Genomic DNA, 26,748 nt, shown 5'->3' with positions numbered 1-26,748 from the left:
ATGAAAAAATTACTGATTCTGAGCTTCCTAATTCTTGCTTCTTGTAGTTCTAAAGTTGATAAAAATCAATTACACCTATTAAATGGCTATTGGGAAATAAAAGAGGTTACCTTTAAAGACGGAGCAAAAAAAGAGTATTCTATTAATAGTACCGTTGACTATATACAATTAGATTCTCTCACAGGATTCAGAAAAAAAGTAGACCCAAAATTCAATGGTACTTTTGAAACCTCTAATGATGCAGAACCTTTTCATATTAGAATATCGCATGATTCTATTTTCATGAGCTATAATAACAATTCGAACACTTGGGAAGAGGTACTGACCAAACTATCTGAACAAAGTTTCTCAGTAAAAAACAAAGACGGACTCATTTACCAATATAACAGATTTGAACCTATAAATATAACCCCATAATGGCAAGCAGAGGCAACGATAATACTTCAATGAAAGACGCAATTTCTGCATTTATTCAAAAGAATAAATTGGAAAAAGGGATGGACAAAGTAGATGTAAGAACTGCATGGGCCAAACTTATGGGTAACGGCGTAAATAATTACACCACAGAAATTGAATTAAAGTTCGACACACTTTATGTGGCCTTAAGTTCTTCTGTATTACGCGAAGAATTAAGTTTAGGGAAATCAAAAATTGTACGAATGCTAAACGAAGAAATCGGAAAAGAGGTCGTGAAAAAATTAGTACTTAGATAGCTTTTGACTGTTGGTTGTTGGTTGTTGGTTGTTGGTTGTTGAAAATATCATAAAAAAAGCCAGTCCTATCGAACTGGCTTTTTTTTATATGTAAAAATTCTACTTAGTAAATTTCTCTACCTGCAAAATGGAATGACCCTTCAATAGCTGCATTCTCATCACTATCTGAACCATGTACTGCATTCTCACCAATACTAGTAGCAAACATTTTACGAATAGTACCTTCAGCTGCATCTGCAGGGTTGGTAGCACCGATCAGTGCTCTAAAATCTTCAACAGCATTTTCTTTTTCTAAGATAGCCGCTACAATTGTACCACTTGTCATGAACTCAACTAATTCACCAAAAAATGGACGCTCTCTATGTACACCATAAAATTCTTGTGCATCTCTTAAGCTCAATTGTGTATATTTCATCGCTACGATTTTAAAACCAGCAGCAGTAATTTTTTCTAAAATAGCCCCAATATGTCCGTTTTTAACGGCATCTGGTTTAATCATTGTAAACGTTCTATTCGTACTCATATCTTAATTTTTGCGCAAAAATACGTTTTTATACATATCTCACAACTATTCGTAGACTTGTTCTAGTTTCTCCAACACTATTCCGTTATCTGCAACTATTTTAAAATCAACCTTTTTGGCGGTAAAATCAAACTCTAATATTCCGAAACTTTCTGTAAATACAACTTCGCCTACTCTATATTTATTAGGCTCACCGGTAAAACCTCTATAAGCATGTGTAAGTCCGCTACTTGTAAAATCTATTAATGGATAGTTCATACCATCAATAACCGTTTTTGAAAATTCAGAAATATGTCGATCACCAGATAGTACAATTACTCCCGCTGCTTTAGAATCTGCTATCACCTTTGCCAACTTATCAACCTCATGCGGAAAATTACCCCAAGCTTCGAATCCGTGTTCATTGGACAAGTACTGAACACTGCTGACAATAATATTAAAATCAGATTTAGATGTATTCAGTTCATTTTCTAACCATGCCCACTGCACATCACCTAACACAGTACCGTCGCCATATTCGTTTGGTTTAACTCTTTTCGAAGTTTCAGTATCGGGCGTTAATGGTGTTCTAAAATAGCGTGTATCAAGCATGATAAAAGTGATAGAATGTTCACCTATATCATATTTCTTGGCATTATAGACTCCTTCCCGCTTTCGTAAAGGACTATTTTCTGGCACGTTCATAAAATTCAAAAACTCTTGCTGACTGGCATCTTTAGCCTCAAACTCTACTCCGCCATCATTTAATCCGTAATCATGATCATCCCAAGTACCTAAAATATCAGTGGTTTCTACTAGCTTTTTATATTCCGTTTGCTCCTTCTGCTTATTATACATCGCTCTTAAAGCCACCATATCATCGGTATCGGCATAAATATTATCGCCGCCCCATACCCATACATCGGGCTTGGTATTCAAAATATCATCCCAAAGAAGATTAGGCAAATCTATTCTATTACAAGAGCCGAAAGCCAAGGTAAAATCGGGCTTGGCAGATTCATTTTCAATTGGTATTTTATTTGAAGAACACCCCACCAATAAGAATGTAGCGATAAAAAAGTACGTAATTTTCATATGAGATAGTTAAGTCTGGGTAAAATTAAGGCTTTCGTTTTAAAGCCTATATTATTAAATTGTATCTTTGCCGCCATGAATTTAGAGCACCTAAACGAGCTTAAAAAGCTACTTTCTTCACCAAAGAAAATAGCGATTATACCACATAAGAATCCCGATGGAGATGCTATTGGATCAACATTGGCACTTTGGCATTATTTGGTTAATACCGGTCATACAGCTAGTATTGTTGCACCGAACGACTATCCGAAGTTTTTAAAATGGATGCCAGGCTCAGAGCAAATCTTGAATTTTGAAAAAGAAAATTCGCAGTCCAAAGCATGCATTAATAATGCTGATATCATATTTACATTAGATTTTAACCACCTAGGTCGTGTTGGTCAAATGAGCGAGATATTAGAATCTGCAAAGGCTACTTTTGTAATGGTAGACCATCACCAAGAGCCATCAGATTACGCTAAGATCATGTACTCAGATGTAAAAATGAGCTCTACTTGCGAGATGGTGTATGTACTGATCAATCAATTAGGCGATGAGAACAGTATTACCCCAGAAATGGCGAATTGTATATATACCGGTATTATGACCGACACTGGTTCTTTTAAATTTGCCGCTACAACAAGTAATACACATAGAGTCATTGCCAATCTTATGGATAAAGGTGCTGAAGGAACAGAAATTCATCACCGTATATATGACACTAATTCTCCGAGTAGACTACATTTATTGGGTTGCGCATTGAAGAATATGGTCATACTAGAAGAGTATTCTACGGCCTATATTACAATGAGTCAAGACGAATTAGACACCTATAACTATCAAAAAGGAGACACCGAAGGTTTTGTAAACTACGGGTTAACTTTAGATGGTATTAAATTTGCCGTCATATTTATAGAAAATAGAGAAGAAGGTATTTATAAAATTTCTTTTAGATCAGTCGGAGAATTTTCGGTAAATGATTTCGCAAGAAAACATTTTAGTGGCGGCGGACATACAAATGCCGCTGGCGGAAAAAGTGATGATAATTTAGAGGAAACTATTACCAAATTTACATCGCTACTACCTTTATATAAGAATCAATTACAATCATGAGATTAATTTCATTTTTATTTTTAGCTATTTTGGTCGTTAGTTGCGATGGACCTGAACCAAGAAAACCCATTCAAACAAAAAGCGGAAGTTTCTTTAAGGCTTCTATAGAAAGAAGCCGCAAACTATTGGAAGCCGAAGAAAATAAAATTCAAGAAGTTATAAAATTAGATTCTTTAAAACACTACTCGCACAGTAATTCTGGATCATGGTATCATTACTTAACGGTAAATGAAGAAAGCAATTACACACCTAAAACAGGAGATTTAGTAGCATTCAGCTATGATATATTAACCTTAGAAAACGACACCATCTACTCGAAAGAAGAAATTGGTGTAGTTACCTATAAAGTAGATAAGCAAGAGCTTTTTTTAGGTCTTAGGGATGCCGTAAAGATGTTAAAAGTTAATGAACGCGCCACTTTTCTTTTTCCGTCATCGATTGCTTATGGTTACCATGGCGATGAAAATAAAATAGGAAGCAATGTGCCTATTAAATCTACAATTACAATTTTACAAATAGAAAAACAAGAAGACAACACAGTAAATTAAAATGACCATTATGATTAAAAAAATGTACTTGCTTGCAGTTATAGCCTTAGTATTAGCCAGCTGCAAAACCGGAAAAAGAGCCGATTTAGGAGACGGTTTGTTTGCCGATATCAAAACATCTAAAGGCGATATTATTGTTCGTTTAGAGCAAGATAAAACTCCTGTTACAGTTGCTAACTTTATCTCTTTAGCAGAGGGAACAAATACCTTTGTTAGCGAAGAATATAAAGGCAAAAAATATTATGACGGACTAATATTTCACAGAATTATGAAAGATTTCATGATTCAAGGTGGAGACCCATTAGGTCAAGGAACCGGAAACCCAGGTTATAAATTTATGGATGAATTCAATGATTCATTAGTACATGATAAAAAAGGTATACTTTCAATGGCAAACTCTGGCCCAACAACTAACGGTAGCCAGTTTTTCATCACTCATAAAGAAACGCCTTGGTTAAATAACAAGCACACCGTTTTTGGTGAGGTTGTAGAAGGTATGGATGTGGTTGATTCTATTGCAAATGTTGCAGTAGGCGCTGGTAATAAGCCAGTAGAACCAGTTACGATGACTACAGTAGAAATCATTAGAAACGGTAAAGAAGCACGTAAGTTCGATGCTGTAAAAATCATGACCGATTATTTTGATGGTGAAGAAGATAGACTTGCTGCTATTGAAAAAGAGAAAGCTGAAAAATTAGCTGAAGTTCAAAAAATAAAAGCTGAATTCGCTTCTTCTACCGAAGCTCAAAAAGCAAAAGCTACTACCTTACCTTCTGGACTTAAAGTACTAACTTTAGAAAACGGAGACGGTGAAAAACCTAAGGTTGGTCAAAAAGTCAATGTTATGTATGCAGGCTATTTAATGGACGGTACTTTATTTGACAGTAACTATGAAGAAGTTGCTCAAAAATATGGTATGTTCGACATCAAAAGACAACAAGGTGGCGGCTACATGCCAGTACCAATGGATTACTCTCCCGAATCTCGTTTAATTGCAGGATTTAGAGAAGGACTTTTAACGATGAAAGTTGGCGATAAAGTTCGTTTATTCATTCCGTCTCATTTAGGATATGGTCCACAAGGTGGCGGTCCAATTCCACCAGATGCAGATTTAATTTTCGATTTAGAAATTACTGGAATAACCGAATAATATTCCCAAATAAAAAAAGCCCTTTAGTTTTCACTAAAGGGCTTTTTTTTTATACCTGTAATTCTAATTTGTATTCTTTAATATTTCTAAAAGTAGTTTCCAAAACTTCTGAACAGATGAAATACTCACTCTTTCATCTGGTGAATGAGCTCCAAGAATTGTAGGTCCAAAACTCACCATATCTACATCAGGATAATTCTGACCTAAAATTCCACATTCCAAACCTGCATGACAAGCAACAACTCTTGGTTGCTCTTTAAACAAATCTATATATGTAGCTTTCACAACAGAAAGTATTTCAGAATCCGGATTCGGATTCCACCCAGGGTATGATCCACTAAATGTTACATCAAAACCACTAATTTCAAAAACAGAACGTAAAGAATTCGCTAAATCTAACTTTGCAGTATCAACCGATGAACGAGTTAGACAACCAATCTTGATTTCTCCCTTTTCAACCTTTACAATGGCTATATTATTTGACGTCTCTACCAAATCAGCAATAGCACCACTCATCGCGTAAACTCCGTTATGTGCTGCATAAACAGCCTTAATCAATTTTTCTTGAGTACCTAGACCCATTACTTTTTTAGAAGGCTTAATATCAGCTAATTCTATTTGTAAGTTAGGCTCTTGAACACTCAACTCTGCCTTTATCGCTTCAGAAAGCTTACTAACTTTCTTTAAGAATTTATCAACGTGCTTTCTACCAACATTTAATTTACAAACACTTTCTCTTGGTATCGCGTTTCTTAGACTTCCGCCGTTTAATGAACTAATACGAACATTAAAATCAAGTCCTAAATAAAGTAATCGATTCATAATTTTATTGGCATTACCCAACCCTTTATGAATATCCATACCACTATGTCCGCCTTTCAAACCTTTTACCGTAATCTTTATACCGGCATCACCATGGGCTCCGTCTTTTTCATTATGGTTTCTCTTTGCCGTAACATCAATACCACCGGCACAACCTATGTCAATTTCATCATCTTCTTCCGTATCTAAATTCAAAAGAATTTGACCCTGTAAAACTCCGGCTTTCAACTCAAAAGCACCGGTCATACCAGTTTCCTCATCAATGGTAAATAAGGCTTCAAGCGCAGGGTGTTGAATATCTGTACTTTCTAAAAGTGCCATTATTGCAGCTACGCCCATACCATTATCAGCACCTAAAGTGGTACCCTTAGCTTTTACCCAATCTTGATCAATATACATTTCTATACCTTGGGTATCAAAATCAAATACGGTATCTGCATTTTTTTGGTGCACCATATCTAGATGACTCTGCAGCGTTATCATTTTCTTATTTTCCATGCCTTTGGTAGCAGGTTTTCTTATGATAACATTACCAATAGCATCAGAAAAAGTTTCTAAGCCAAGGGCATTCCCAAATTCTAACATAAAACTGATTACCTTTTCCTCTTTTTTAGAGGGCCTAGGTACTGCGTTTAATCTTGAAAAATTCTTCCAAACAGCCGTTGGCTCCAATTTTTTAATATCCATACATTATTTTTCACGGTTAGTGCCGACAAAAATACTGATAGAAAAAGGATTTCGCTATTTTTGAGATAATGAAGATATCTTTTAAGAATGCCATTGCAATTTCATTGATTCCCCAAATCATTATCGTCAAATGGCTAGGTACACGACCAGATTTAGTTGAACAGTATTACAGTACTGGGTTGTACCCCGTTATTTCTAAATTCTTTAGACTGCTCTTCGGGTGGCTGCCCTTTTCAGTTGGTGACATTCTCTACTTCGTTTTACTTATTCTTGCGCTTGTTTACCTTATTAAGAACAGAAATTATATTTGGCAACATAAGCTTCAGTTTCTACATAATATAGCTATGGTGCTCTCTGTTACTTATTTCACATTTCATGTAATGTGGGGTATGAATTATTATAGAGAACCGCTAGCTAAAAAATTAGAGTTAGTTCCTAATAAAGATTATCAAGATTTGTTAGAATTCACAGAACGATTAATTTGCAAAACCAACGAATCTCAATTTACAATTACAAAAGACTCCAGTTTAGCCGTTAAGATTCCGTATTCTCAGAAAGAAATTTTTAATAAAACAATACAGGGTTATGATCATTTAAAAACAATACATCCGTTTTTGGCATATGATAGACCTAGTATAAAAAAATCATCGTTCAGTACCGGATTAACATATATGGGCTACGCCGGATATTTAAATCCGTTTACGAACGAGGCTCAAGTAAATGACTTACTGCCTAACTTCAGATTTCCCTTTGTTGCAGGTCATGAAGTGGGTCATCAATTAGGATACTCCGCCGAAAACGAAACAAATTTTATCGGCTACTTGGTAACGTCGAATAATGAAGATGTATATTTCAAATATGCAGCATATGCCTATGCTTTAGGATATTGTTTAAATGATGTAAGACGCACTGATAACGAAGATTTTGATAGATTGATGTTACTATTAAATTCTGGTGTAAAAAACAATTTTCAAGAAATGTCCATATTCTGGAATTCTTACGAAAACCCTATGGAACCTGTTTTCAAATCAATATTCGATACTTTTCTAAAAGCTAATAATCAAACCGAAGGTATAAAAAGTTATAGTGCCGTTGTTTTATTTTTAGTTGCCTACCATAAAGATCATCCACTTTAAAACAAGGTTAGAACTTCGTATTCTAAATGTATTATCACTGCTCTTCCTATAATATTTTAAGAAAATAATAACTATTCGTAATAACGATCTGCTGAACTGTTAAACAAAAGTGAAAGAGACCAATTTTACTGCAGAATCCGAGTATTTTTAAAACACTAATTCAAACCAAACATAATGAAAAAACTAATTTTTGCGCTATGCCTACTCGGGTATGGCTCATTTTTAACTGCTCAAGATTATTTCCCAGAAAACGCCGGGGTAAAAGTCAATGAAAACAATTATACGGCTTTTACAAATGCGAAAATCTTTGTTACCCCTACACAAGTAATTGAGAAGGGAACTTTATTGATTCAACATGGCAAAGTTGTAAGTGCATCAAGTACTGTTACCATTCCGAAAAATGCTGTTGTAATTGACTTACAAGGCAAATCTATCTACCCATCTTTTATTGATGTATATTCTAAATTCGGAGTAGAACAAGCTAAGAAAAAACCGGGCAGAGGAAGATCTACCGAGTACGAACCATCGCGTGAAGGCTATTACTGGAACGACCATATTATGCCAGAGAATAAGGCAGTCGAAAAATTCACTTATGATGACAAAGAAGCAAAAGTGCTACGTGATGCAGGTTTTGGTGTCGTTAACTCTCACATTCAAGATGGTATCGCCAGAGGTACCGGTGTTCTAATCGCTTTAAACGGAAACGGAACTAATGCAAATAGAATTTTAGATGACCGTTCTGCACAGTATTTTTCATTGAGCAGAAGTATAGCTAAAGGGCAATCTTACCCTGGTTCATTAATGGGTACTTTAGCTTTATTAAGGCAAATGTATAGCGATGCAGACTGGTATGCAAAAGGCAATGCGACTACAAAAGATTTGTCGTTAGAAGCATTGAACAGTAATAAAAACTTAGTTCAAATTTTCGAAGCTAAAGATAAATCTAACGATTTACGTGCCGATAAGGTCGGTGATGCCAACGGAATACAATATACTATTTTAGGTGGTGGTAATGAATTTGAACGTATTGAAGAAATAAAGGCTACCAATGCCAAATATATTTTACCGCTAAACTTTCCAGAGGCGTACGATGTTTCTAACCCATATGCTGTTGGCTATATCTCTTTACAAGATATGCGTTATTGGAATCAGGCACCATCCAATCCGAAAGTATTAGCAGAGAACGGAATTCAATTTTCATTAACTACCCATGATTTAAAATCACCTGCTAATTTCAAAGAAAAGCTAATGAAAGCCATTGAATACGGACTTTCATCTACCAAAGCATTAGAAGCCTTAACGACTGTTCCTGCACAAATATTAGGAAAATCAAATGAAATTGGTTCTTTAAAAACTGGTGCACTTGCTAACTTCTTAATTACTTCTGGTGATGTCTTTGATACATCTACTACTCTTTACGAAAACTGGGTACAGGGTACAAAAAGTGTTGTCAATTCAATGGATTCAAAAGATATTCGTGGAGATTATAGTTTAACAGTTCAAGGCAAATCGTATAATGTTTCTATAACAGGTGAAATTTCAAAACCGGCTATCGAAGTAAAGCAAGACACGACCAAATTGACTTCTAAAATTGCATACGATGACAACTGGGTTACGATGTCATTTGCGACCGATAAAGGTGAAAAAACATATAGAATGATTGGTGCGGTTACTAAAGCATCAGACAATTTATCGGGTCGTTTGGTATTGCCAGATGGTACAGAATCTCAATTTACGGCCACAAAATCAAAATCATTTACAGAAAAGGAAGCTGAAAAAGATACAAAAGAAGACGTGATTAAAGTAATGCCAGTGACCTTCCCTAATGTAGGATACGGATTCGCATCTAAACCAAAGGCAATAAATACATTATTCAAAAACGCTACCGTATGGACAAGCGAAGAAGCTGGTATTCTAGAAAATACCGATGTACTTGTAAAAAATGGTAAATTAGTTAAGATAGGAAAAGATTTAAGTGCCAGCGGTGCAACCGTAGTCGACGCAACCGGAAAGCACTTAACTGCAGGTATTATTGACGAACATAGCCATATTGCAGCTTTGGCGGTAAACGAAGCCGGACAAAATAGTACTGCTGAAGTTAAAATGGAAGATGTAGTAGACCCAGAACACATGGGTATTTACCACTCACTTGCCGGTGGGGTAACTTCTTTACAGTTATTGCACGGATCTGCAAACCCAATTGGTGGTCGATCTGCCATATTGAAATTAAAATGGGGAGAAGAAGCAGACGGATTAATTTATGACAACTCGCCAAAGTTTATCAAATTCGCCCTTGGCGAAAATGTAAAACAAAGTAACTGGGGTAGCTTCTCTCGTTTTCCTCAAACACGTATGGGTGTTGAACAGATGTACATGAACTACTTTCAAAGAGCTAAAGAATATGACTCCAAAAAGAAAAATGGAGAGCCATATAGATATGATGAAGAAATGGAAGTATTGGCAGAAATCATAAACGGAGAGCGTTTTATTTCGTGCCACTCTTATGTACAAAGTGAGATCAATATGATGATGAAAGTAGCCGAACATTTCGGATTCAGAATTAATACATTCACACATATTTTAGAAGGTTACAAAGTTGCAGATAAAATGGCAGAACACGGTGTTGGCGCTGGTACCTTCAGCGACTGGTGGGCATACAAGTTTGAAGTGAACGATGCCATACCTTACAATGCTGCAATAATGCAACAGCAAGGTGTTGTTACTGCAATTAATAGTGATGACCGCGAAATGATCAGAAGGTTAAACCAAGAAGCTGCTAAAACTATTAAGTATGGTGGCATGACAGAATTGGAAGCTTGGAAGATGGTAACTATCAACCCTGCAAAACTTTTACATTTAGATAATCGTGTAGGTAGTATTAAAGAAGGCAAAGATGCCGATTTGGTATTATGGTCTGGCAGTCCGCTTTCAGTATACTCGAAAGCTGAAAAAACAATGATCGATGGTGTTACCTATTTCGATTTGGAAACCGATAAGAAAAATCGTGAAACCATTAAGAAGGAAAGAAACGAATTGGTTACGATGATGCTTAAAGAAAAAAGTGGCGGTAAAAAAACACAAGGTCCGAAACAAAGTGTGAAAAAAGATTTCACTTGCGATAGTCTATAATTCCACAAGCAATAGTTCAAAAATATAAAATAATACACATGAAAAAATTCATAATATTAATCATAGCCCTAGGTTTGGTCATACCGACTATGGCACAACAAACACCCGGTGCTAAACAGACCGAAGCTATTACTATTGAAGGTGCAACTGCACACTTGGGTAACGGCGAAGTAATTGAAAGTTCTTTAATTATGTTCGAAGACGGAAAAATTACTTTCGTAGGCGATTCAAAATTGAAGATTGCGAGAAAAGGAAAAGTAATCGATGCAACCGGTAAACATGTTTACCCAGGCTTCATTGCCCCCGCCAAAACATTAGGCTTAGTAGAAATAGATGCCGTTAGAGCATCGAACGATGAAGATGAAATAGGCGATTTTATTCCGCACGTACGAAGTTTAATCGCTTATAATGCGGAATCTAAAGTAGTAGAGAGTATGCGCCCAAATGGAGTTTTAATCGCACAAATCGCCCCAACTGGTGGTCGTATTTCTGGTACCTCCAGCATTGTACAGTTTGATGCTTGGAACTGGGAAGATGCTGCTATTAAAGTAGATGATGGTATTCATTTAAACTGGCCAACAACTTTTAAAGAAGGTCGTTGGTGGGCAGGTGAAGAACCAGGGTATCAACCAAATAAAGACTATGCTAAACAAATGGAAGAAGTAGTTACATTTTTCAAAAATGCTGAAGCTTATGGGAAATCTACTCCTAAAGAGGTAAATCCTGCTTACGCAGCAATGAAAGGTGTATTTGATGGCAGTCAAAAACTATATGTGCATGCAGATGATGAAAAACAGATTATAGATGCTATCAACACTTTAAAATCTAATGGCGCCAAAGAAGTGGTTTTAATTGGTGGCTACCAAGCTTATAAAATCCCCGAGTTTTTAAAAAGCAACAATATTCCTGTACTGGTTCAGTACACTCATAATCTCCCTACATTCGATGATGATGACTACGACTTACCTTATAAGCTCCCTAAATTATTGGTAGATGCAGGATTAATGGTAGCTATTCAAAATTCAGATGCAGAAAATTTTCAGACTAGAAACTTACCTTTCTATGCTGGGCAAGTTGTACAACAGGGTCTAGATAAAGAAGTAGCTGTTCAACTTTTAACCGGTAATACAGCTAAAATATTAGGTATCGATGACCTCTATGGAACGTTAGAGAATGGTAAAAGCGCAACCCTTTTTATATCTAAAGGTGATGCTTTAGATATGGCTGGAAATCAGGTAACACATGTGTTTATAGACGGTAGAACAGTTTCTTTAGAAACACACCAAACGGAGCTTTGGAAACGCTACATGGGCAAGTACGAAGGAAAATAAACTTTTTAAGTTGGTATAATAAAAGAGGCTGTCTAACATTTTAGACAGCCTCTTTTTATAAAATAAGTTAGCATTTATTTTTTAGCAAGCATATATCCTAGATATCCCATAGGCAAATAAGCTACTATAATATCTAAGGCAGTAAACCACATTGGTCCGCCGAGCATTGCAATATTTGCTGTACCACCTATTAAGAAAAACAAACCAACAAGTAATGCCATAGTCATTTTTCTTGTAGCAGCAATTTTTGTTGCTATAACTGCACCCACCAACGTTCCTAAGGCATGGGCAAGAAACGGAAAAATAAAATGTTTGGGTTCAAATAAGTGCATAGAAGCCTTTAGCCCTTCCATAGTTGTAATATCTCCGCCTTCTGGTGGCGGAATAATAGAACCACTGATCATAATAATTCCCATATTAACTATGCTACCAACAACAATTCCGGCTACGACCGCCAAAATATTCTTTAACACTGGACTCATATAAAAAAATTTAATTGGTTACTATCTGATCTTTACAAAGCGTACTACCTCACCTACTTCATAATCTTCATCTCTTGGTTCAAGACAAATAAAACCGTCTGCCTTTGCCAAGCTGGTTAAATCTCCCGAACCATTTTCAACAACGGGCGTAGCCCAAAATATTCCATCTTTTACTTCCGTACTAACCTGAATAAATCTGGTTAGCGGCTGTGTTATTTTAATTGCTGCACTTAGCTTAATATACGAATTATCTAATGGAAGTCCCCACGAGGTCTGTAGCCATGGTAAAAAATAGAGGTGATAATTAGCAAATGTAGAAACCGGATTTCCTGGAAAAGAAAAAATAACCGTTTTCAGTTTTGGGTGAATGCCGAACCAAAATGGCTTACCTGGTCGCTGTAGAACCCTATGAAACACTTTTACAACTCCCAGCGACTCCATTACTTCGGGTATAAAATCAAATTTCCCTTTTGATACTCCGCCACTCAATAACAGCACATTATTATTCTGTAAAGCTTTTTCTAGTTCTCGCTCAATTTTTATTTTATCATCTAACAAATGAAGAGAACTGGCGTCAATTTTAGAATTCATTAATGCCGCTTCAATAGTCACCATATTCGATTTTCGTATTTGGTGTGATTTAGGAGTTTCGTTAACGGCAACCAATTCATTACCCGTAGCTATGGTACAAACTTTAGGATTACCCATAACCTTTACTGTGGCTTTACCAACAGTAGCCATTACTCCTATTTCTGCCGGAGTAATTTTTTTTCCTTTGGATAAAAGAAGCGCACCTGCTTTTTCATCGCTACCTTGGTAATGAATATTCTGACCTTTTACTACATTCTCGTTAAGGGAAACCTTGCCATCTTCAATAGTGATGTGCTCATACATAATAACAGTATCGCAATTTTCTGGCACTACAGCACCCGTCATTACCTCTAAACAATTGTTTTTATCTGTTAAAACTTGTTGAACTACACCTGCAGCAGCTTCACCTTCAATTGTGAAAAGGTGACCATTATTAACGAGAGTTGAATACTGAATGGCAATACCATCTTTGGTGGCACGATCAAACGGAGGGAAATCTCTATCGGCATAAATATCTTCTGCCAATATTCTATTTAAGCTATCCATAAGCGAAACGATCTCTATACCTAAGTCCAGAGGATGATCTAATACTTTTTGAAATGCTTCTTTAAATGTTATCATAGATTTAAAGGTAAAACGATTATAAATTTTACTCTTGAAGAATTGATGCTATATTATTTGAAATTTTAAAACAAGCCTAAACCATTAACCAATAATACTCGTATACCTACTACAAATACTAATAAAGCTGTAACCCTTTTAATACCATTTGCCGATAGTTTTTTAAGACTGATGCGAATACCTAACTGTCCGCCAAGAAGCACCGCCATAACCAAGCAATTAGTTTCTCGCCATGGTAATGACAATGAATCGCTTGTTATCAATCCGAATAAACCGGAAACCGAATTCACTAAAATAAAGAAACTGGCAAGAGCAGCTATTTTTATAGCTTTATTCCATCGTAAATGGTTCAGAACGGGAGCTAAAAATATACCTCCACCGATGCCTACTAACCCTGATAAAAATCCGATTCCTGCACCAAGAACATAGCTCAAGTAATTTGGATAATCTTCCACTTCCTTTTTTGACTTATTAATTTCAAATGTCTGAACAGCCAAGAACAGGGCGGAAAGAATAAGTGAGCATCCTAAAATTATAAAGAACACACTTTCTTTTAATCGGAATGTTGCACCTATATATGCTAACGGAATACTCGCCAAAACAAAGGGAAGAAAATCTTTAAGCTTTGCATGACCATTTTTTAAATACAGATATGTACTGCCTGAAACTACCACCAAATTACAAACCAATGCAATAGATCGGATGGCAAAAAAACTAGTTAAAACAAGAGTCAATAATGCCAAATAGCTAGAGCCACCACCAAATCCCACAGAAGAATACAAGGTGGCAATGATGAAAAACCCGATGCATAAAAACACCAATTGCTCAATAGGTATCAACATAATTCTTCATCTGGTTCATACCACCGGTAACATTGACAAAATCTTTACCTGGGAATAATTCTTGTAACTGAACAATCGCCTTTCTACTTCGTACACCAGATTGGCAAATTATATAAACGGTAGTTTCTAAATCAACCTCAGCCACTCTATTGATTAATTCACCTAAAGGTATATGTTTGGCCTCTTTTAAATGTTGTCTTTGAAATTCTTTTACTGTACGCACATCAATTAGCTCAACAGCCTGTTCAATCAGAATAGTATTAAACTCTTCAGCTTCTACTGATTTCAAAGGAAGTTCACAGTCAAACTCATAACTTGTAGCAAGAGTTTTAAATTCGTTATTACCTGGCTGCAACTTGAACTTCATTTGTTGTGTTCGTTGAGTAAGCGTATCAAACAGCAATAGAACTCCCGACAGCACCTCTCCCATTTCTGCAATAATCTTTACTACTTCTAAGGCTTGAAAATTACCAACGATACCCGGCAAAATACCCAATACGCCATTCTCATTACAATTAGGAACCGCATCTGCCGCTGGGATGGACGGGAACAAACAACGATATGTTGGTCCGCCTTTATAATTAAAAACACTCACCTGACCTTCAAAAGAATGTAACGCACCATAAACAAAAGGTTTATTTGCAATTACACAGGCATCATTAATTAAATATCTCGCAGGGAAATTATCGGTAGCATCAATAACGATATCATAATTTTTAATAATATCAAGTGCGTTAGCGACCGATAAAAAAGTTTGATGCGTATGTATTTGTGTACTAGAATTCTGTGCAGCCAATTGATTTTTAGCAGCAATCACTTTCGGAATACCCACCATATCTTCGGTAAACAAAACCTGACGATGAAGGTTGGATAATGAAACTACATCAGCATCAACAATACCTAAAGTACCGACGCCCATGGCGTTTAAATAGGTAAGAACCGGAACTCCGAGTCCGCCAGCACCTACTACAAGTACTTTTGCTTGGCTTAGTTTCCGTTGACCTTCGGTTCCAAATCCGGCTAAGGTGATTTGTCTTTGGTAACGATCTTGGTTCATAGTGCTATTTTAAGTAGCGCTTCTTCATATTCTGCTCTTGAATTGGCATTGAGCAATACTTCTTTCTGTTTTGGAAACACCAAATTGACATCTGAATTAATTAAAAATTTTCTTGGGCAAGATCCGTTACCTGCTTTCAAGTATTCAACAGATTGTTTTAAAGCTTCTGGTTCCCAAATAGCACAAAGTGGTTCTGGTAGGGGATCTTCAGCATCGGCAAATGCACTCGCTATCTTATCTGAGTTTCTTGCAGCTATTAATTCTTCAAGTGCCCTTTTATCCATCAATGGTAAATCGCATGCCAATACCAACCAAGCAGCTTCTGGGTGTGCTTTATGAGCAGATAACAGTCCGTTGTAAGGACCACGAAATTCATCTTGATCTAGAATAGTTTTAAACGAATTGGAAATCTCACTCTCTTGATCTTTACGAATACTTAGAAATGTTTGATAACACACCTCACTTAACAAATGGTATAAATGTTCTCGTTGTGGTAGGTTATGATACGTAATCAAACCTTTATCTTCACCCATTCTTGTGCTTTTACCTCCTGAAAGCACCAATCCGTATAACTTAGCGTTGGAAATCATTTTTCCCTCCTGTTTTTTGTTCTAATTGAATTGCACCAATTACGATGTCTTGCGAAAGTGCTTTGCACATGTCATAGATGGTTAATGCAGCAATTGAAACTCCCGTTAAGGCCTCCATCTCCACACCTGTCTTTTCATTACATTTTACCGTACATGTAATTTGAAAAGCATCTATACCTGGTTCAATTTCAACATTGATTTTTGATAAATTTATTTGATGGCACAACGGAATCAATTCTGCTGTTTTCTTTACACCTTGTATACCTGCAATAACAGCCGTTTGTACTATACTTCCTTTTTTACCAACAAAATCTTGATCCGATAAAGATTTAAAAACCTCTGATGGAAATTTTATCGTTCCACTAGCAATTGCTGTTCTTACCGAAACTATTTTTTGAGAAACATCTACCATCATAGCATTCCCAGATTCATCTATATGTGATAATTTCTTCTGCATCATCCTCCTATTGAAGTCATTGAATTACTAAAAACGTCTTTATATTTTTCTTGTGCTTCAAAACCTGTTTTAGCACGACTGCCAACAGCCTTTAAAATTTCTTTTTTGATATTTTCTTCCACATCATCAGCTCTCATAATATCCCTAAGATTCGCACTTGCTTTGGCATATAAACACGTAATTACATCACCTGTTGCAGAAATTCTTAAACGATTACAGCTTCCGCAGAACGTTCTACTAAAAGAAGGAATCACTCCGAAAGTCCCTTTAAAACCAGGAATCTTATAATTTATGGATGTTGATGTTTTTGGAGATTCTAATTTATAGTAATTAGGATGTGCTCCTCTAATATGTTCAAGAATGGTCTTAAAATCCCATTTTATAGTTTGAAATTCTTTTGACCCACCATTAAAAGGCATTTCTTCAAGATAACGAACCGATACATTGTAGTGCTTAGTCAATTCTAGCATAGGCAGAATATCATCTGTATTCTGACCTTCTAAAGCAATGAAATTAATACGAACATTGAAGCCTTCGGTGATTAAGCGAATCATGTTGTTATACACCACATCATAATGATCGCGGCGAGTAATACGCTCAAAAGTCTCACGATTAATGGCATCCATACTTACATTAATATTCTTAATACCAAGTTCTTTCAATTCATCTATATGCGGACCAATTAAGGTTGCATTCGTAGTCACTGAAATATCATTTAACCCTTCTAACTTTGATAAGCTTCGCAATAAAACCATTAAGTCTTTGCGAACAAAAGGTTCACCACCAGTAATTCGTATTTTATCTATGCCTTGAGATACCACTATCTCACTTAATTTCACCAACTCATCTATGGTAAACAATTTGTCATTTTTAGCAAAATTGATTCCCTCCTCTGGCATGCAATAATTACAACGCAGATTGCAACGGTCTGTAACCGCTAACCTCAAGTAATTTATTGCTCTATTATGGTTGTCTATTAACATACTTTCATTACCAATTGAAATACAAAATTAAGTTCAAGTGTCAAATTCAAATTCAAAAAACAAACTCAAAATAAAGTTCAAGTTCAAGTTCAAGAGTCAAGTTCAAATCCTCTCCTCTCTCTTTTCTATTTTCTTAATTCTTTTCTCTAACTTCTAATTTCTTTTCTCTCAAATACTCACGGATGCGCAGAAACCCACACCGTTTTATTCTTAAATTTCTCTTTCTTCCAAATAGGTACAGTTTCTTTTAGGGTATCAATTAAAAACCTGCATGCTTCAAAACAAGCATCTCTATGCGCAGATGATGCACCTACAACCACTACTGGTTCTTCTACACCTTTTTCACCTACGGCATGCCTCATGACCACTTTATTCAATGGCCATTTTTGCATAGCTGTATCGGCAATCTTATCCATTTCCTTTAACGCCATTGCCTTATAGGTTTCAAACTCTAAAGCAACTACTTCTTCATTGTTTGTAAACTCACGTACGGCACCCACAAAAACACAGATTCCGCCACTATTGGCATCGCTTAATTCAGCATAAACCTTAGCAGTATCAATTACATCAACTATTTCGATTACTTTCTTCATTAGCCTCCGCTTACTGGTGGTATAATGGCAATTTCTTCATTGCCGTTCAATAGTACATTATCATCAGCATATTCACTATTTACAGCTACTGCCAAAGAATTCAATTTAGAAAATTCAGGGTATGATTCAATAAGTTGTTTTTTTAATTCGGCAACGTTTACAGGTTTAAATTCATCAGAAAAACTGATTTCAGAGCTACCTACAATATCTTTTGTAATGCCAAAAAAAAGTACATTCATATCCCTTTTATATTAGATAAATTCCAAGTTAGGTATAAAAAATAAGGTGCCATAAAAATGGCACCTATTTTAAAAAAATTATATGATTTTGAGAAAAGCCTTACTCCACAATTACTGCATTCTCAGGTGCAGCATAAAATTCAAGGGGTTTAGGGTCTGTAGATAAACTAGCATTTTCAAAATTTACCGTTTTAGCCGCTTCTATAACTTTGCCCTCTTCAACCTTATGCCATGTAATAGAATTTGGCAACAAAACTTCATCAACCTTTACCCAATCAGCATAATTTATCCAATTAATTTTTGTTGATGGCTCACCACTAAAATAGGTCATGGTATAACCCAACCATCTCATTTCATATGTTTTTGCATCATAATGAATGTAGTATTCATCTGTAGAAGACGCTCCCACTCCATTATTATATGAAATTTTGTACCCAGGGTATGAAATTCCGTCATAAACCAAAGCATCAACTTCTTCATATTTAATTCCGTCATCTGCCAATACAAATGGCATCGCATAGAAATAGAACATTAAATTATGATAGAATTTTGGCTTGCCTTCATAATTACCGGTGTTGTCTAAAAGCCAAACTTCTCCGTTATAACCAAGCTTGTAATCTGGTGTAGAAATTTTATCGAACCTTTTTTGTAGGTCGATGGTTTGAACTTCGTTGAATTTCTCATTCGGCATTTCAAAATTCAATGTTTTATAACCTTTCCAAGCATTTAAACCACCATGAGCTTCAAATACTTTATTTAATTCAGCAGGGTATTTATCTAAGTTCACCTGCATAGCTATTTCTTCAACAGCATCGGTAATCATTTCTTTTTTGGGTGTTTCTTTACATGAAGATATAGCCAAGGCTAAAACTAAAAAGTAAAATTTATTCATCATCTCAATCAGTTATTTATTAATTTTTTGAAATCGCTTAGTCGATAAAATATAACGGACTTACCAAATTGAACTATTTTTGCATCTCATGCAAGAAACAAAACACATAAGCAGCCTACAAAACCAACTGATCAAGAAGATTTTACTCTTAAAAGAAAAATCTAGGGAGCGCAAAAAAACGGGACTTTTTGTGTTAGAAGGTTTACTTGAACTTCAGTTAGCAATTGGTGCACAATATAAAATAGAGACAATTTTATACTGTACTGATATTCTAGAAAATGCCCATGAAAATGCTATTTTAAGATCATTCACAAATGAAGAACTGATCTCAGTGAGCTTAGATGTTTATAAAAAAATAGCCTACAGAGATACCACCGAGGGTATTGTAGCAATAGCCAAAAGCAAAGACCACCAACTTTCGACATTGAAATTCGAGACTAAAAATCCGTTAATTCTTATCGCAGAGGCTCCTGAAAAACCTGGTAATATTGGCGCATTACTTAGAACGGCAGATGCGGCAAATTTAGACGCAGTTTTAATTGCCAATCCGAAAACAGATTTATACAACCCCAATATCATTAGATCAAGTGTGGGTTGTGTATTCTCTAGAAATGTAAAAATGGGCAGCACTACTGAAATTATATCGTATTTAAAAAAAGAAGGATTTCAAATATTCTGTGCAGCACTATCAGCATCTAAAGATTATACGACAGTCGATTTTACAGCACCTACAGCAATAGTAGTAGGTACCGAGCATTCGGGACTAAGTGATGAATGGCTAAAAAACAGCAATCAGAACATCATAATTCCTATGGAGGGTCAAATAGATTCTATGAACGTTTCGGTATCTGCGGCAATACTTATCTTTGAAGCGAAACGTCAGCGAAAAATAAACAAATAACATTTATACTTTTTATAGTACCGTTTTCGTTTGCAACTACACTATATGGATAAAACATTCGTCTTTTATTGCATCCTTTTCATTTTGATTGCAGAATTCATACTTGCCACAGTAATGAATTATTTGAATGCAAAACGCTTTAAAGACCCTATTCCTGAAGAATTGAATGACGTTTATAATGCTGAAGAATATGAAAAATCACAAGCATATAAATTAACCAACTACAAGTTCGGTGTTTTTACCTCCATTTTTTCGTTAGTATTAATCTTAGCCTTTTTATTTTTCGGAGGATTTGCTTGGGTAGATAATATTGCTCAAAATATCAGTGAGAACATTATTATACAGGCATTAGTATTCTTTGGTATTATTATGCTAGGAAGTGATATTCTGAACACTCCCTTTTCATACTATCAAACCTTTGTAATCGAAGAAAAATTCGGATTCAACAAAACCACAAAAGCTACATTTATAGTTGATAAGTTAAAACAATGGGCAATGACCATTATTTTTGGCGGTGTAATTCTATCGTTGGTCATATTATTTTTTGAATGGGCAGGCACTAACTTTTGGGTGTATACCTGGGCATTTGTAGCTATTTTTACATTGTTCATGAATTTATTCTACAGTAAACTCATTGTGCCTTTGTTCAATAAACAAGAGCCTTTGGAAGCTGGTAGCTTAAAAGAGAAAATAGAAAATTACGCAGCCCAAGTAGGTTTCGATCTGCAAAATATTTTTGTCATTAATGGATCTAAACGCTCAACAAAAGCCAACGCCTATTTCTCAGGCTTCGGAAAAGAAAAACGCGTCACTTTATATGACACCTTAATCAACGATTTAGAAGAAGAAGAAATTGTTGCTGTTTTAGCACATGAAATAGGGCATTATAAAAGAAAACACATCATTTTTAATTTAGCAACATCAATAGTACTTACAGGTATAATGCTATTTATACTTTCATTATTTATCAATTACCCAGAAGTTTCTTTGGCAATCGGTGTAGACAGACCAAGTTTTCATGCCGCATTAATCGGTTTTGGAATTTTATATAGTCCCATTTCAGAAATCACCGGGTTGCTAATGAATTATTTTTCAAGAAAATTTGAATACCAAGCAGATGACTATGCAAAGACCACTTACGCAGCCTTGCCTTTAGTGACTTCTTTAAAAAAACTGTCAAAAAACAGTCTTAGCAACTTAACTCCCCATCCTGCATATGTTTTTATGCACTATTCCCATCCTCCACTTATTGACCGCATACGTAATTTAAAGGCATAATTTTTGTTGCCCATCATATAAGATTATCTTATTTTTAATCTAGTATGACACAGGCAGCAATAGAAGAGGAAAATAAGCTTATAGCTCACGAGTACAAAGAATTACTGCGTATTAGTTACCAAAACCTAACGGATGAGGATAAAAAACTAATACGAAGTGCTTTTGAAGTAGCTGTTGACGCGCATAAAACGCAACGAAGAAAATCGGGCGAGGCTTATATTTTTCACCCCATAGCGGTTGCAAAAATTGTAGCATCAGAAATTGGTCTAGATGCTGTATCTATTGCATCTGCCCTATTACACGATGTTGTAGAAGACACCGAATACACCTTAGATGATATTGACCGCATATTTGGTGAAACTGTCGCACGTATTGTAGACGGACTCACAAAAATATCTCATTTAAAGAAAGACATGAATATCTCTCAACAAGCAGAGAATTTCAGAAAAATGTTGTTGACCTTAAATGATGATGTAAGGGTAATCATTATTAAAATTGCAGACAGATATCACAATATGCTCACTATGGATTCTATGCCAGAGCATAAGCAAGTAAAAATTGCTTCTGAAACCTTATACATATATGCACCTTTAGCACATAGAATAGGGCTGTATAATATTAAAACAGAACTAGAAGATTTAAGTTTAAAATATACCGAGCCAGAGGTTTATAAATCTATTAAAGATAAAATAGAAGATAGTAAAGAAGAGCAGCAAGCCTATATTGATGCTTTCTCTGATACCATTGATAATTCACTTAAAAAAGAGGGACTTCATTATATTATTAAAGGGAGGATGAAATCTATCTTCTCTATGCGTAAAAAAATGATTGCCCAGAATGTCACTTTTGAGGAAATCTATGACAAGTTTGCAATTCGTATTATCTATAAGTCAGATGTACAAAACGAGAAGTTTCTTGCTTGGAAAATCTATTCTATCGTAACTGATCACTTCACCCCTAACCCTGTTCGATTAAGAGATTGGATCTCATCGCCTAAATCTACCGGATACGAAGCGTTACACATCACCGTAATGGGACCTAAAGGAAAATGGGTAGAAGTACAGATCAGAAGTGAACGCATGCACGAAATAGCCGAAAAAGGCTATGCAGCACACTTTAAATACAAGCACGGTAACCAAAAAGAACAGGGTATTGAAATTTGGCTGAACAAGCTTCAAGAAGCATTAGAAAACGCAAATACCAATGCCGTTGATTTTGTTGAAGAATTCAAGCTCAACCTCTATTCTAAAGAGATATTTGTATTTACGCCTAAAGGAGAATTAAAGTCTTTACCAAAAGGCGCTACTCCCTTAGATTTTGCATTTAGCATACATACCGAAGTAGGTATGCGCACAAGAGGCGCTAAAGTCAATGGTAAATTAGTACCATTGAATACTACACTATCTAGTGGAGATCAACTTGAGATTATCACTTCTGACCAAGCAAAACCAAATCAAAACTGGTTAGACTATGCTACAACAGCACGGGCTAGAGCAAAAATTAAATCTGTTTTAAGGGAAGAGAAAAAATCTGTTGCCGAAGACGGAAAAGAAATTTTACGTAGAAAGTTAAAATCACAAAAAATAACGCTGAACGAAGATTCCATAAATAAAATGGTCACCTTCTTTAAGCTTAAAACAAGTTTAGATTTATTTTATAGAGTTGGTATTGGATCGATAGACAATGCCATGCTTAAAGATTTTGCTTCATCATACAGCAATGCGTTCATTAGTTTCTTCAAAAATCGCATGCGTAAAACGCCGATACCAGAAGATATCAATAGAGATGAGATTACCTCTAAGTATGACATGTTGGTTTTTGGTAAAGAAGAAGAAAAGCTAGAATATAAACTCTCTTTATGCTGTAACCCAATACCTGGCGATGATGTATTTGGTTTTGTTAGTGTATCTGAAGGTATTAAGGTTCACAAAAAGAACTGCCCTAATGCTATCTCTTTACAATCTAATTATGCCTACCGAATCATTAGCGCGAAATGGATAGATTCTTCTCAGCAAGAATACCAAGCAGATATTGTAATGACGGGTATTGACAACATGGGGTTAGTGAGCGATATTACAGAAGTAATTTCTGATATTATGCACGTAAATATGCGTAATTTAAATTTCAGTACAGATGGTGGCACCTTTAAAGGTAAAATTACCGTGGTGGTCAAGAACAAGGCAGTATTAAAAAAGCTGACCGATAATTTAATGAACATCAACGGTATTGATAAAGTTACTCGTATTTAGAAAAAGGAAATTAAAATTTAACTGTACCTTTGTGTATTAATGTAGTAAATATGTCTTCTGATAAAAATCAAGAAATTGTAAAAAATGTCTTCACTACCTTTTTGGAGGACAAAGGACATAGAAAAACACCTGAACGCTACGCCATACTTCAAGAAATTTATGTAAGTGAAGAGCATTTTGATATAGAATCACTCTATATTAAAATGAAGAATAAAAATTATCGCGTTAGTAGGGCAACATTATATAATACCATAGAACTTTTATTAGATTGTAAATTGGTACGCAAGCATCAGTTTGGTAAAAATCAGGCACAATACGAAAAGTCATATTTCGACCGTCAGCACGACCATGTTATTCTAACCGATACCGGCGAGGTAATGGAGTTTTGTGATCCAAGAATTCAAACTATAAAGAAAACAATCGAAGAAGTTTTTGATATTACGATAAACACACATTCCCTTTATTTTTACGGGACTAAAAATACTCCTGCAAAAGATGCAGGCAAAAAAGAAATTAAAGAGAACTAACCAAGTATATAATATTTAGATGGCAGTAGATTTATTGTTAGGCCTACAATGGGGTGACGAAGGAAAGGGAAAAATTGTTGATGTATTAACTCAAGATTACGACATTATTGCGCGTTTTCAAGGTGGACCAAATGCTGGTCATACTTTAGAATTCGACGGAATTAAGCACGTACTACACACAATCCCTTCAGGAATTTTTCATAAAAATGCAGTGAATGTAGTTGGTAACGGTGTTGTTATCGATCCTGTTATTTTCCAGAAAGAATTAGATGCATTGAAGAAATTTAATTTAGATGTAAAGTCTAAATTATTCATTTCAAGAAAAGCACATTTAATATTACCGACGCACCGCTTGTTAGATGCCGCATCTGAAGCATCTAAAGGAAAAGCAAAAATTGGTTCTACGTTAAAAGGAATTGGTCCGACTTACATGGACAAAACTGGTAGAAATGGTATGCGAATCGGTGATTTAGAATTAAGCGATTGGAAAGAAAAATACCGTAACCTAGCGAACAAGCACGAAGCAATGATCAGCTTTTACGATGTAGATATTCAGTATGATCTTGCCGAGTTAGAAACAGACTTCTTTAAAGCTGTTGAAGATTTAAAACAATTAACTTTCATTGATAGCGAAGAATATTTATACCAAGCACAAAAAGCAGGTAAGAAAATATTGGCTGAAGGTGCTCAGGGATCATTATTAGATATTGATTTTGGAACCTACCCATTTGTGACTTCTTCAAATACAACTGCTGCAGGCGCTTGTACAGGTCTTGGTGTTGCACCAAACCAAATTGGTGCAGTAAAAGGTATTTTCAAGGCATATACGACAAGAGTTGGCAGCGGACCTTTCCCTACCGAACTTTTCGATGAAGATGGTGAAACTATGGGTCGCGTAGGTAATGAATTTGGTGCTACTACCGGTAGACCAAGGCGTTGTGGTTGGTTAGATTTAGTTGCCCTAAAATACGCCGTTCGTGTAAACGGAGTTACTGAATTAATGATGATGAAAGGCGATGTACTTAGCGGATTCAAAAAACTAAAAGTTTGTACCGCATATAATTACAAGGGCAAACAAATAGAACATTTTCCATATAATATCGAGGCAGAAAATGTTACTCCCGTTTATTTAGAAATGGATGGTTGGAAAGAAGATCTTACAAAAATGACTTCTGCCGGTCAATTACCAAAAGCACTTAATGACTACATAGCATTTCTTGAAAAAGAATTAGAAGTGCCAATTAAGATTGTTTCTGTAGGTCCAGATAGAACTCAGACGATTTTAAGATAGACATTTAGCGACTCGAATAGGTTGTTCAACTTACAGGAATGGCGATATAGGGAAATACCTTTATCGCCATTCTTTTTTTTTGTAATTTCAGTACTATGTAAAATTTAAATTTTTACAAATCAACAACAGCTAAAAACAACATCTCTCAAGAATGAAAAAAACTACTTATGCTACACTATTCATTCTACTGATTTTTGCCGTTTCATGCAAAACAGAAACTAAAGAAAAAGTAGAAGAGCCTGCCACCACCGAACAGCAAACAAAAGGAAAATGGATTTCTTTATTCGATGGTACCACCACCAAAGGTTGGCGCGCTTATAACGGCAAAGAACTACCACCAGGATGGATTGCCAAAGATGGAGAATTACAATTCGATACTGAATTAGGAAAAGAGCAAGACTACACCGGTGGCACTGATATTATTTATGGTGCAGAAGAATTCGACAATTTCGAACTATATGTAGAGTGGAAAATACCAAAAGGTGGCAATAGCGGTATTTTCTACCACTTAAAAGAAGGCTATGATAGTCCGCCAGAAGTTTCACCAGAGTACCAATTGATAGACGATGAGAACTATGCCAATATTCATGATTTAACCGATTACAACTTAAGCTTAGGCTATACTGACAAACCAGAAGAATTAAAACCCCTTCAACAAACGGCTTCTGATTATGCTATGCATGCGGCTGACCCTGAAGGAAAAATTTTAAACCCTGTCGGAGAATGGAATACTACAAGAATCATTTTTACTCCAGAACAAGTTGAGCATTGGCTAAACGGTAAAAAAGTTGTGTCATTTGTACCTTGGGATGAAGCTTGGTACGCCAAAAAAAATTCAGACAAATGGAAGAATAGTGAAGATTACGGTAAATTCAAAACTGGCTTTATTGGCTTTCAAGATCATTCTAGCCCAATATGGTTTAGAAATATAAAAATTAAAAAACTATAAC

Annotated in this window: 27 protein-coding genes; 14 read left to right on the top strand and 13 right to left on the bottom strand. The window is 35.6% G+C overall.

Annotated features, from left to right (window positions below):
* Window positions 1-417, top strand: coding sequence for a lipocalin family protein (locus ACEN2N_RS12935; RefSeq protein WP_441824716.1), 417 nt, complete (start codon window positions 1-3; stop codon window positions 415-417).
* Window positions 417-713 (top strand): DUF721 domain-containing protein, encoded by a 297-nt coding sequence (locus ACEN2N_RS12930; protein ID WP_441824715.1) that lies wholly within the window; start codon window positions 417-419, stop codon window positions 711-713. Before ACEN2N_RS12935 ends, ACEN2N_RS12930 begins: the two co-directional genes overlap by 1 nt.
* A 103-nt stretch (window positions 714-816) precedes the next feature.
* Here the strand turns inward: ACEN2N_RS12930 and ACEN2N_RS12925 are convergent, their stop codons facing one another.
* Both ACEN2N_RS12925 and ACEN2N_RS12920 read right to left on the bottom strand, forming a co-directional pair.
* Window positions 817-1,236 carry a nucleoside-diphosphate kinase gene (locus ACEN2N_RS12925; protein ID WP_027066423.1) on the bottom strand — a complete coding sequence of 140 codons (420 nt, stop codon included), beginning with the start codon at window positions 1,234-1,236 and terminating at the stop codon, window positions 817-819.
* Window positions 1,237-1,281: 45 nt separating this feature from the next.
* On the bottom strand, window positions 1,282-2,310 hold the full coding sequence (locus ACEN2N_RS12920) for an alkaline phosphatase D family protein (RefSeq protein ID WP_441824714.1): 1,029 nt from the start codon (window positions 2,308-2,310) through the stop codon (window positions 1,282-1,284).
* Between the two features lie 75 nt (window positions 2,311-2,385).
* On the opposite strand from ACEN2N_RS12920, the gene ACEN2N_RS12915 reads away from it, so the two are divergent.
* From ACEN2N_RS12915 to ACEN2N_RS12905, 3 genes are read left to right on the top strand one after another with little or no spacing between them, the layout of a single operon-like run.
* Entirely contained in the window at window positions 2,386-3,402 is a 1,017-nt protein-coding gene (locus ACEN2N_RS12915; protein ID WP_441824713.1) for a DHH family phosphoesterase, read from the top strand.
* Window positions 3,399-3,950, top strand: coding sequence for a gliding motility-associated peptidyl-prolyl isomerase GldI (gene gldI, locus ACEN2N_RS12910; RefSeq protein WP_441824712.1), 552 nt, complete (start codon window positions 3,399-3,401; stop codon window positions 3,948-3,950). Before ACEN2N_RS12915 ends, gldI begins: the two co-directional genes overlap by 4 nt.
* Window positions 3,951-3,963: 13 nt before the next feature.
* Window positions 3,964-5,100, top strand: coding sequence for a peptidylprolyl isomerase (locus ACEN2N_RS12905; RefSeq protein WP_441824776.1), 1,137 nt, complete (start codon window positions 3,964-3,966; stop codon window positions 5,098-5,100).
* A gap of 63 nt (window positions 5,101-5,163) precedes the next feature.
* On the opposite strand, the gene ACEN2N_RS12900 is transcribed toward ACEN2N_RS12905, so the two are convergent.
* Complete coding sequence (locus tag ACEN2N_RS12900; protein WP_441824711.1) at window positions 5,164-6,609, bottom strand: aminoacyl-histidine dipeptidase; 1,446 nt, start codon at window positions 6,607-6,609, stop codon at window positions 5,164-5,166.
* Window positions 6,610-6,677: 68 nt separating this feature from the next.
* On the opposite strand from ACEN2N_RS12900, the gene ACEN2N_RS12895 reads away from it, so the two are divergent.
* From ACEN2N_RS12895 to ACEN2N_RS12885, 3 genes are all read left to right on the top strand, one after another.
* Entirely contained in the window at window positions 6,678-7,745 is a 1,068-nt protein-coding gene (locus ACEN2N_RS12895) for a DUF3810 domain-containing protein (RefSeq protein ID WP_441824710.1), read from the top strand.
* A 174-nt stretch (window positions 7,746-7,919) separates the two neighbouring features.
* Complete coding sequence (locus ACEN2N_RS12890; protein WP_441824709.1) at window positions 7,920-10,874, top strand: amidohydrolase family protein; 2,955 nt, start codon at window positions 7,920-7,922, stop codon at window positions 10,872-10,874.
* 38 nt (window positions 10,875-10,912) lie between these two features.
* A complete protein-coding gene (locus ACEN2N_RS12885; RefSeq protein WP_441824708.1) occupies window positions 10,913-12,205 on the top strand; it encodes an amidohydrolase family protein in 1,293 nt (430 codons plus the stop codon).
* A 74-nt stretch (window positions 12,206-12,279) separates the two neighbouring features.
* On the opposite strand, the gene ACEN2N_RS12880 is transcribed toward ACEN2N_RS12885, so the two are convergent.
* From ACEN2N_RS12880 to ACEN2N_RS12835, 10 genes are all read right to left on the bottom strand, one after another.
* Window positions 12,280-12,687 carry a hypothetical protein gene (locus ACEN2N_RS12880; RefSeq protein ID WP_441824707.1) on the bottom strand — a complete coding sequence of 136 codons (408 nt, stop codon included), beginning with the start codon at window positions 12,685-12,687 and terminating at the stop codon, window positions 12,280-12,282.
* Window positions 12,688-12,708: 21 nt separating this feature from the next.
* Window positions 12,709-13,899: a molybdopterin molybdotransferase MoeA gene (locus ACEN2N_RS12875; protein WP_441824706.1), complete on the bottom strand. Its 1,191-nt coding sequence runs from the start codon at window positions 13,897-13,899 to the stop codon at window positions 12,709-12,711.
* Between the two features lie 65 nt (window positions 13,900-13,964).
* The gene (locus ACEN2N_RS12870) at window positions 13,965-14,741 is read right to left on the bottom strand and encodes a sulfite exporter TauE/SafE family protein (protein ID WP_441824705.1); all 777 of its coding nucleotides are present in this window, start codon (window positions 14,739-14,741) and stop codon (window positions 13,965-13,967) included.
* Window positions 14,725-15,798 (bottom strand): ThiF family adenylyltransferase, encoded by a 1,074-nt coding sequence (locus ACEN2N_RS12865; RefSeq protein WP_441824704.1) that lies wholly within the window; start codon window positions 15,796-15,798, stop codon window positions 14,725-14,727. Before ACEN2N_RS12865 ends, ACEN2N_RS12870 begins: the two co-directional genes overlap by 17 nt.
* Entirely contained in the window at window positions 15,795-16,388 is a 594-nt protein-coding gene (locus tag ACEN2N_RS12860) for an NTP transferase domain-containing protein (protein ID WP_441824703.1), read from the bottom strand. Before ACEN2N_RS12860 ends, ACEN2N_RS12865 begins: the two co-directional genes overlap by 4 nt.
* Entirely contained in the window at window positions 16,372-16,845 is a 474-nt protein-coding gene (gene moaC, locus ACEN2N_RS12855) for a cyclic pyranopterin monophosphate synthase MoaC (RefSeq protein ID WP_441824775.1), read from the bottom strand. Before moaC ends, ACEN2N_RS12860 begins: the two co-directional genes overlap by 17 nt.
* Window positions 16,845-17,828 carry a GTP 3',8-cyclase MoaA gene (gene moaA / locus ACEN2N_RS12850; protein ID WP_441824702.1) on the bottom strand — a complete coding sequence of 328 codons (984 nt, stop codon included), beginning with the start codon at window positions 17,826-17,828 and terminating at the stop codon, window positions 16,845-16,847. The genes moaC and moaA overlap by 1 nt, the downstream gene beginning before the upstream one ends.
* A gap of 176 nt (window positions 17,829-18,004) precedes the next feature.
* Complete coding sequence (locus ACEN2N_RS12845; RefSeq protein ID WP_441824701.1) at window positions 18,005-18,421, bottom strand: molybdenum cofactor biosynthesis protein MoaE; 417 nt, start codon at window positions 18,419-18,421, stop codon at window positions 18,005-18,007.
* A complete protein-coding gene (locus tag ACEN2N_RS12840) occupies window positions 18,421-18,660 on the bottom strand; it encodes a MoaD/ThiS family protein (RefSeq protein WP_133687088.1) in 240 nt (79 codons plus the stop codon). The genes ACEN2N_RS12845 and ACEN2N_RS12840 overlap by 1 nt, the downstream gene beginning before the upstream one ends.
* Before the next feature lie 100 nt (window positions 18,661-18,760).
* Window positions 18,761-19,555 (bottom strand): DUF6503 family protein, encoded by a 795-nt coding sequence (locus tag ACEN2N_RS12835; protein WP_441824700.1) that lies wholly within the window; start codon window positions 19,553-19,555, stop codon window positions 18,761-18,763.
* An 85-nt stretch (window positions 19,556-19,640) separates the two neighbouring features.
* Here ACEN2N_RS12835 and ACEN2N_RS12830 point away from each other — a divergent pair, with 85 nt between their 5' ends.
* The 6 genes from ACEN2N_RS12830 (at window position 19,641) to ACEN2N_RS12805 (ending at window position 26,747) form a co-directional block, all read left to right on the top strand.
* A complete protein-coding gene (locus ACEN2N_RS12830) occupies window positions 19,641-20,453 on the top strand; it encodes a TrmH family RNA methyltransferase (protein ID WP_441824699.1) in 813 nt (270 codons plus the stop codon).
* 45 nt (window positions 20,454-20,498) lie between these two features.
* The gene (locus ACEN2N_RS12825; RefSeq protein WP_441824698.1) at window positions 20,499-21,731 is read left to right on the top strand and encodes a M48 family metallopeptidase; all 1,233 of its coding nucleotides are present in this window, start codon (window positions 20,499-20,501) and stop codon (window positions 21,729-21,731) included.
* Window positions 21,732-21,775: 44 nt separating this feature from the next.
* The gene (locus tag ACEN2N_RS12820; protein WP_441824697.1) at window positions 21,776-23,980 is read left to right on the top strand and encodes a RelA/SpoT family protein; all 2,205 of its coding nucleotides are present in this window, start codon (window positions 21,776-21,778) and stop codon (window positions 23,978-23,980) included.
* A gap of 50 nt (window positions 23,981-24,030) precedes the next feature.
* Window positions 24,031-24,507, top strand: coding sequence for a Fur family transcriptional regulator (locus ACEN2N_RS12815; RefSeq protein ID WP_441824696.1), 477 nt, complete (start codon window positions 24,031-24,033; stop codon window positions 24,505-24,507).
* Between the two features lie 19 nt (window positions 24,508-24,526).
* On the top strand, window positions 24,527-25,798 hold the full coding sequence (locus ACEN2N_RS12810) for an adenylosuccinate synthase (protein ID WP_441824695.1): 1,272 nt from the start codon (window positions 24,527-24,529) through the stop codon (window positions 25,796-25,798).
* A gap of 151 nt (window positions 25,799-25,949) precedes the next feature.
* Window positions 25,950-26,747 (top strand): 3-keto-disaccharide hydrolase, encoded by a 798-nt coding sequence (locus ACEN2N_RS12805; protein ID WP_441824694.1) that lies wholly within the window; start codon window positions 25,950-25,952, stop codon window positions 26,745-26,747.
* Window position 26,748: the final 1 nt, after the last annotated feature.

The sequence above is a fragment of the Maribacter spongiicola genome (assembly GCF_052119685.1).
Taxonomy (GTDB): domain Bacteria; phylum Bacteroidota; class Bacteroidia; order Flavobacteriales; family Flavobacteriaceae; genus Maribacter; species Maribacter spongiicola_A.
The sequence above is the reverse complement of the archived record's forward strand: the minus strand, read 5'-3'. Positions and strand labels throughout refer to the sequence as shown.